At 36.4% G+C, this 6762-nt stretch carries 7 protein-coding genes and 1 pseudogene; 5 read left to right on the forward strand and 3 right to left on the reverse strand.

Annotated features, from left to right (window positions below; translation table 11 throughout):
• Window positions 1-225 (forward strand): annotated as a pseudogene (locus ABWO41_RS13900) (NAD(P)/FAD-dependent oxidoreductase); the annotation flags it as partial.
• 57 nt (window positions 226-282) lie between these two features.
• Here ABWO41_RS13900 and ABWO41_RS13905 read toward each other — a convergent pair.
• The 3 genes from ABWO41_RS13905 to ABWO41_RS13915 form a co-directional block, all read right to left on the reverse strand.
• Window positions 283-1221 (reverse strand): toast rack family protein, encoded by a 939-nt coding sequence (locus ABWO41_RS13905; RefSeq protein WP_353139177.1) that lies wholly within the window; start codon window positions 1219-1221, stop codon window positions 283-285.
• 11 nt (window positions 1222-1232) lie between these two features.
• Window positions 1233-1757 carry a PspC domain-containing protein gene (locus ABWO41_RS13910; protein WP_353139179.1) on the reverse strand — a complete coding sequence of 175 codons (525 nt, stop codon included), beginning with the start codon at window positions 1755-1757 and terminating at the stop codon, window positions 1233-1235.
• A 106-nt stretch (window positions 1758-1863) separates the two neighbouring features.
• Window positions 1864-2565, reverse strand: coding sequence for an SDR family oxidoreductase (locus ABWO41_RS13915; protein ID WP_353139182.1), 702 nt, complete (start codon window positions 2563-2565; stop codon window positions 1864-1866).
• 81 nt (window positions 2566-2646) lie between these two features.
• On the opposite strand from ABWO41_RS13915, the gene ABWO41_RS13920 reads away from it, so the two are divergent.
• The 4 genes from ABWO41_RS13920 (at window position 2647) to ABWO41_RS13935 (ending at window position 6681) form a co-directional block, all read left to right on the forward strand.
• Window positions 2647-3381, forward strand: coding sequence for an MlaE family ABC transporter permease (locus tag ABWO41_RS13920; RefSeq protein ID WP_353139185.1), 735 nt, complete (start codon window positions 2647-2649; stop codon window positions 3379-3381).
• Window positions 3378-4124, forward strand: a complete 747-nt coding sequence (locus ABWO41_RS13925; RefSeq protein ID WP_353139188.1) for an ABC transporter ATP-binding protein — start codon at window positions 3378-3380, stop codon at window positions 4122-4124. Before ABWO41_RS13920 ends, ABWO41_RS13925 begins: the two co-directional genes overlap by 4 nt.
• A 516-nt stretch (window positions 4125-4640) precedes the next feature.
• Window positions 4641-5534 carry a class I SAM-dependent methyltransferase gene (locus ABWO41_RS13930; protein WP_353139191.1) on the forward strand — a complete coding sequence of 298 codons (894 nt, stop codon included), beginning with the start codon at window positions 4641-4643 and terminating at the stop codon, window positions 5532-5534.
• A 73-nt stretch (window positions 5535-5607) separates the two neighbouring features.
• Window positions 5608-6681 carry a hypothetical protein gene (locus ABWO41_RS13935; protein WP_353139194.1) on the forward strand — a complete coding sequence of 358 codons (1074 nt, stop codon included), beginning with the start codon at window positions 5608-5610 and terminating at the stop codon, window positions 6679-6681.
• The last annotated feature ends 81 nt before the right edge of the window (window positions 6682-6762 follow it).

The raw sequence follows: 6762 nt of genomic DNA on the forward strand, positions 1-6762 counted from the left end.
CCCGTTAAAGACTTCTATACAGACTTTAAATGGGCAGGCACATTTGGCGAAACTAAAGATGCCTTACCATACATAGGGGAACATAAACGTTTTAAAAACTCTTACTTCGTTTTAGGTTTTGGAGGTAACGGCATCACTTTTTCAGTAACCGGAATGGAAATGGTTTCGCTATGGTTACAGGAAAAACCGCACAAATTAACGCCATATTTTAAATTTGGAAGATAATTCGCTTTCATAATAAAAGCCTCCTTCATTATAAAGGAGACTTCTTATTACAAAGGATCAATCCTGATAAGTTTTCACTTTTAGATCACTTATTCCTGTTTTTAACAAGATATCTATTTTTTTCCCGGCTGTTGCGTAATTATTAGTTTCATAAATTCCTGACCCTTTTTCTGTAAAATCCTGAAATGTTTTAGAAGACAAACCTGATTGGTTCACAATCTTACATCCCACACTTTTAGGAACTTTAATTTCTACACTGGAAACCCCGGTTTCTACAACTACGTTTTGATGATTATAAAGACTGCCTAATTTTATTTCGACATCTGTTGCTCCACCAGAAAACGTCAGATTTTTTATTTTAAATGGGCTTAAATCTAAATTTACCTCAGCTGCTCCTACTTTAACATCTACATCCCATACCGGATTATTGTTCAGAAAAATTTTAGTTTCATGATTTCCTTTAGGTAATTTAATCCCTTTGTCATGCTTTGCATGAAAATTCAGATTTACAGAAGAATCTGTATCTGTTCTCTTAAGCACATAATTGATATTACCTTGGCTAACATGCGCTTCCATTAATTTTTCGGTAGAAGACTTCACCTCAAATTCTCCTGCTCCGCCACTAATAGTAATTTGCCCCGTTTTTATATTAGGAGAATAATCTTCCCTGAAAATTCTATCATCTTGTGTATAATCAGACCCATAATTTTCATTTTGTCCCTCTTCCCAGATATATTCAGGTCTATTACTTTTTTCCCTGATTCCAAAATAGGTAAGTAAGCCCAAACCTAAGCAAGTCACCAATCCAATTAAAATAGCACCCTTTCTTGTATTCTCTTTGGATATAAGTATATTAATTCCCCAAATGATTAGTAGTACCGGCCAGAATTTCCAAAAAACTCTCCAGCTAAAGTCAATAATGTCAAAGTTGTTTAATAATACCAATATCCCAAGGTATACCAGAATTATTCCCCAAAAAATCTTCCCTGCTTTCATATTCCTAAAATTTAAAGGTTAAAATCAGAATTTTCATCCGCCTTCTTTTCTTCCTTTGGTTCTTCTTTACTAATCTCATTATCTGCAATAGCATTTTCTTTCCTAACGGTTTTAAAAATAATATACAGACCTATACCAATAAAAATTAAAGGCCAAAGCTTATCTAACGAAAACCAATAAGGCAATAAATCAAACTCTTCTAATAAAAAATACGATCCAAATGCTATTAATAACGATCCTCCGATAAATTTACCGTTGAAATTTCGCTCTTCTTTGGTTTTAAAAAGATAGTCATCCGACTTCTCTTCTTCTACTATTGGCGGCTCCTCTCCGTTAAAAGAAAACACTGCGGTTCTGTTTTCCGGAATAGCAATCCAGAGTATAATATAAATCCACAATCCTGTGCCACCAAAAAAAGTAGCCAGAACAAAAGCTATCCGCACCCAAATTACGTCTAATTGAAAATAATCTGCTAAACCAGATGAAACACCAGCAACCATCTTATTTCTTGTGTTTCTTGTCAATTTCTTTGTCATATCTTACCTATTTACGATGTACGATTGTAGAGTTATGATTTTTAGCTCTAAATGTTTCCTTATAGCTTACTTCCAGTGCCTTTACCTAAAATCTTACATCTAGTTTTTAAATCTGTCCGTGTAAAGGTTTAATTGTTATCTCGTCCACATTTGCACCTTTACTTATATTTATTACCGAATATACCATCTCTGCTATGTCCTCTGCCTGAACAAATTCTTCCCGGGGGATTTGCACACCCTCCCAGGAACTTGTAAAGGTTGAACCCGGCAAAATTGCGGTTACTTTTACATCATGTTTTTTTAATTCTTCTCTCATGATATTGTTTAGACTTAGCAAAGCTGTCTTTGTTACACAGTAAGATCCTGCGCTAACAATTATTTCTTTACTGGCTACAGAACAAATATTAATAATTGTTCCAGACTTTCTCTCACGCATACTTTTCCCGATTTTTTTATACAAAAAATAAGGCGCGTACAAGTTTACGTTCATATGGTTCTCCAACGCATCATCATCTTCATCTAAAATATTTGCGGGCTTAAATATCCCTACATTGTTCACCAATATATCTATATGCCCAAAATAGTCCAGAACGTTCTGAGCAAAATGCAAAACAGCTTCTTTTTTTGCACAATCTACAGATTCTATATAGATGTTTATCTTTGGGTATTGCTGTTGAAGCTCTTTTTTAAGCAGTAATAAATCGTTATTATTTCTTGCACACAAAGCCAGATTTGCTCCTTTCGAGGCCATTAAAACAGCGATAGCCTTCCCCATTCCTTTACTTGCACCAGTTATTACTATATTCATCACAAAATTTTGTTCTAATATGTTAATTTAGGTTTAATTATTGCATGAACAAAAAAGCTTATTTTTACAAAAAAATACAGAATGTTTTTTAGCTACTTCGGAAAGTACATTTTACTATTAAAAGCAGTTTTCAGGAAACCAGAAAAGTTTAGTCTCTATTGGAAAGAAATCACCAAAGAGATGGTATATATAGGAATAGGTTCTTTAGCTCTTATTTCTATTATTTCGGTCTTTGTTGGAGCTGTAATGACTCTTCAAATTGCTTTCCAGCTGGTTAGCGATTTTATTCCAAAAACGATTGTTGGTTCTGTAAACCGGGACTCTGCAATTTTAGAATTAAGCCCAACCATTTGTGCCCTGGTACTGGCAGGTAAAATTGGTTCTTCTATTTCCTCTGAAATAGGCACCATGCGAGTTACGGAACAGATAGATGCCTTGGAGATTATGGGTATAAACGCTCCGGGATATCTTATTTTGCCTAAAATTATTGCCGGAGTTACGATGATTCCGATACTTGTATATATATCTATATTCTTAGCTCTATTCGGAGGTTACGCTGGTGGAGTGTTATCAGGTGTTGTTAGCGCATCTGATTATATTGAAGGTATTACAACAGACTTTATCCCTTATACTATGGCTGTTGCGGGAGTTAAAGCCTTTGTTTTTGGCTTTATTATCACTTCTGTGGCGTCTTATCAGGGATTTTTTGTAAATGGCGGTGCTTTAGAAGTGGGAAAAGCGGGTACAAAGACAGTAGTTATCAGCTGTATTGCTATTCTTTCTGCAGATTATATTATTACGGAGTTGATGCTATGATAGAAGTTCTGAATATTGAGAAATCGTTTGGTGAAAACCATGTCTTAAAAGGTATTAGCGCCGAGTTTGAGCCGGGAGTAACCAACTTGATTATTGGAGGTTCCGGATCTGGAAAAACCACTTTGTTAAAGTGTATGGTAGGACTTCATCAACCGGAAAAAGGAAAAGTACTGTATAACGAGCGGAATTTTACAGAGATGACAATGCAAGAGCGTATTCCTATCCGCCAGGAAATTGGGATGTTATTCCAGAATTCAGCCTTGTTTGATTCTATGACGGTTGAACAGAACCTAATGTTTCCATTGGATATGTTCACTAATATGAAACGTTCTGAAAAAAGAGCCAGAGCCAATGAAGTTCTGGACCGAGTAAATTTGAGCGGTAAGAACAAACTTTTTCCGGCTGAACTTTCGGGCGGAATGAAAAAGCGGGTTGGTATTGCCCGCGCCATTGTGATGAATCCAAAATATCTTTTTTGTGACGAGCCGAACTCTGGACTCGATCCTAAGACGTCTTTGGTGATTGACGGATTAATTAAAGAAATTACTGAAGAATATCAGATTACTACGATTGTGGTAACTCATGATATGAATTCGGTAATGGAGATTGGTCAAAAGATTCTTTTTCTTCATCAGGGGCAAAAATGGTGGGAAGGTTCAAATAAAGAAATCACCCAAACAGATAACCAGGAATTGAATGATTTTGTGTTTGCATCTCCTCTTATGGAGAAACTGTTGAAGTAGTAGCCTCACCCCAACCCCTCTCCGAAAGAGAGGGGAGCCTGGACAGTGCTTAGTTTCCAATTCATTAGTCATTAGCAATTTTTATCATTGACTATGAACTAACTAACGACCATCAACTATAGACAACCAGACTCAGGTCTTCGGACATCCGACTTCGGACTTTTTCAGTTCACTAGTCATTAGTGGATTTGCTAAACGAAGATTAGTTCATTAGCTAAATAGTCCTTAATCTTCAACCTTGTTCCTTTTTTACTCGTCAATAGCAGATTCTACATGTACTACCCAAATGTGCAAGGCGCCCATTCAGACTTCCCTTTAGGAGACCATTGACTATGGACCATTTACAACTAACTATCAACAATAGACAACCAGACTCTGATCTTCGGACATCCGACTTCGGACTTTTAGTGTTTTTTGTACTATCTTTGCAAACTTCAAATGTGATTAAACAATTAGCTAGTAAGTTTTAATTGACAGTCATAAGTATTTTAATTTTGATTTAGAGTTTACACAAATATGCATCGACCAAACATCCAGACGCTTACTCCTGAAAACTGGAAAGACTATGAATTATTAGACTGCGGAGATTTTGAAAAACTGGAAAGATTTGGGGATCTAGTTTTAATCAGACCAGAACCTCAGGCTGTTTGGGCAAAGGCATGGCCGCAAACTGAATGGGAAAAGAGATACCATATTCGTTTCAAGGGACGTTCGGCAACATCCGGAGATTGGATTAAAAAAAACAAAAACACTCCAGACCGTTGGCATATCAGCTACAGAAACAAAGAGGCAGAAATTAAATTCAGACTTGCGCTAACATCTTTTAAGCATGTTGGAATTTTCCCGGAACAGGCTGTAAACTGGGATTACATTTCTTCTACAATCAAAAAATTTAAAACACCGGAACCAAAAGTCCTTAATCTTTTTGCTTATACGGGTGGTGCCTCTCTAATTGCCAAAGCTGCCGGAGCAGATACGACACATGTAGATTCAATTAAACAGGTAGTAACCTGGGCAAATGAAAACCAGGATCTTTCTAATCTGAGAGATATCAGATGGGTTGTTGAAGATGCTTTAAAATTTGTACAACGCGAACTAAAGCGCGGTAAAAAATATAACGGCATTATCTTAGATCCACCGGCATACGGACACGGCCCAAAAGGTGAAAAATGGAAACTGGAAGATCAGATTAAAGAAATGATGACCGATGTGGTAAAGCTCTTAGATCCTGAAGAACATTTCCTGATTCTGAATACTTATTCCTTAGGTTTTTCTTCCGTTATAGTAGAAAATCTAATTAAAGGTGCATTACCTACTGTTAGAAATTTAGAAATTGGCGAGCTTTTCTTAAACGCAGCATCCGGAGTAAATCTTCCATTGGGCGTCTTTGGAAAATTCCGATCCGTCTAGTCAACAAAATGTGTATATCTTTATTTTTTCTATCACACTGATATCATTAAATTTCAAAAACTATTTCATATTCATGTATTTCATGACTCATAAACATTCACTATCTATCATCTGCTGTGCGTTTTCTTTAAGCGCATTGCTACTTTCCTGTAATGGCGTTGAAAGCAAAACTAATGGAAATGCCAACACTAACGATTCTACCCAAGCCAAAGGAGCGAAAACTGAAGCACCAGAATCTACCGAAAAGGTAAGCACTTATGCCCCTGTAGATTCTGCAAAATATTGGGATGCTGTTAAAAACCTGGCAAATGGAGACACAACCGGACTATGGCCTGTGATAAAACAACCTGTGCCTGCCCCTGGTGCTATCCTGCCTTTTAAACGTGTGGTAGTTTATTACGGAAATTTATATTCAAAAAAAATGGGTGCATTAGGAGAATATGCTCCTAAAGAAATGTGGAAACGGCTGAATCAGGAAGTTAAAGCCTGGGAAAAAGCAGATCCTTCTACTCCTGTACAACCGGGAATTCATTACATCGCTGTAGTTGCGCAGGGCGATGGTGGAAAAGATGGAAAATATCGTTTCAGAATGCCGGAAAAACAAATTGATTCTGCTTTAACCATTGCCAAGATGCATAATGGTATAGTTTTCTTAGATATACAGGTTTCTTTAAGTACAATCCAACAAGAATTGCCTTTATTAGAGAAATATTTGAAATTACCTCATGTACATCTAGGTATAGATCCGGAATTTTCTATGAAAACCGGACATAAGCCCGGCTCTAAAATAGGGACTTATGATGCAGAGGATATTAACTATTGTACAAGGTTCCTTCAAAAATTAGTAAAAGAAAATAACCTTCCTGCTAAAATTTTTGTAATACACAGATTTACCAAAGGTATGGTTACTAACTACCAAAAGATTAAATTGGTTCCGGAAGTACAAATTGTAATGCATATGGATGGTTGGGGTGAGCCAGAATTGAAGAAAGGCACCTACCGTCATTGGATTAGGGAACAGCCCGTTCAGTTTACAGGATTTAAGCTTTTCTATAAAAATGATTTAAAGAAAGCCCCTAACAGATTAATGACTCCTGATGAATTATTGAAATTAAAACCAAAACCGATTTATATCCAATATCAGTAAATCTATTTGGAAAATATAACAAAAGAGCTATCTCATTTTGGACATGCCCCAAAAAGTTAGACACTATTTGGGGCATTTTTA

Origin of the sequence: Pseudopedobacter sp., assembly GCF_040392825.1 — a bacterium.
Taxonomy (GTDB): Bacteria; Bacteroidota; Bacteroidia; order Sphingobacteriales; family Sphingobacteriaceae; genus Pseudopedobacter.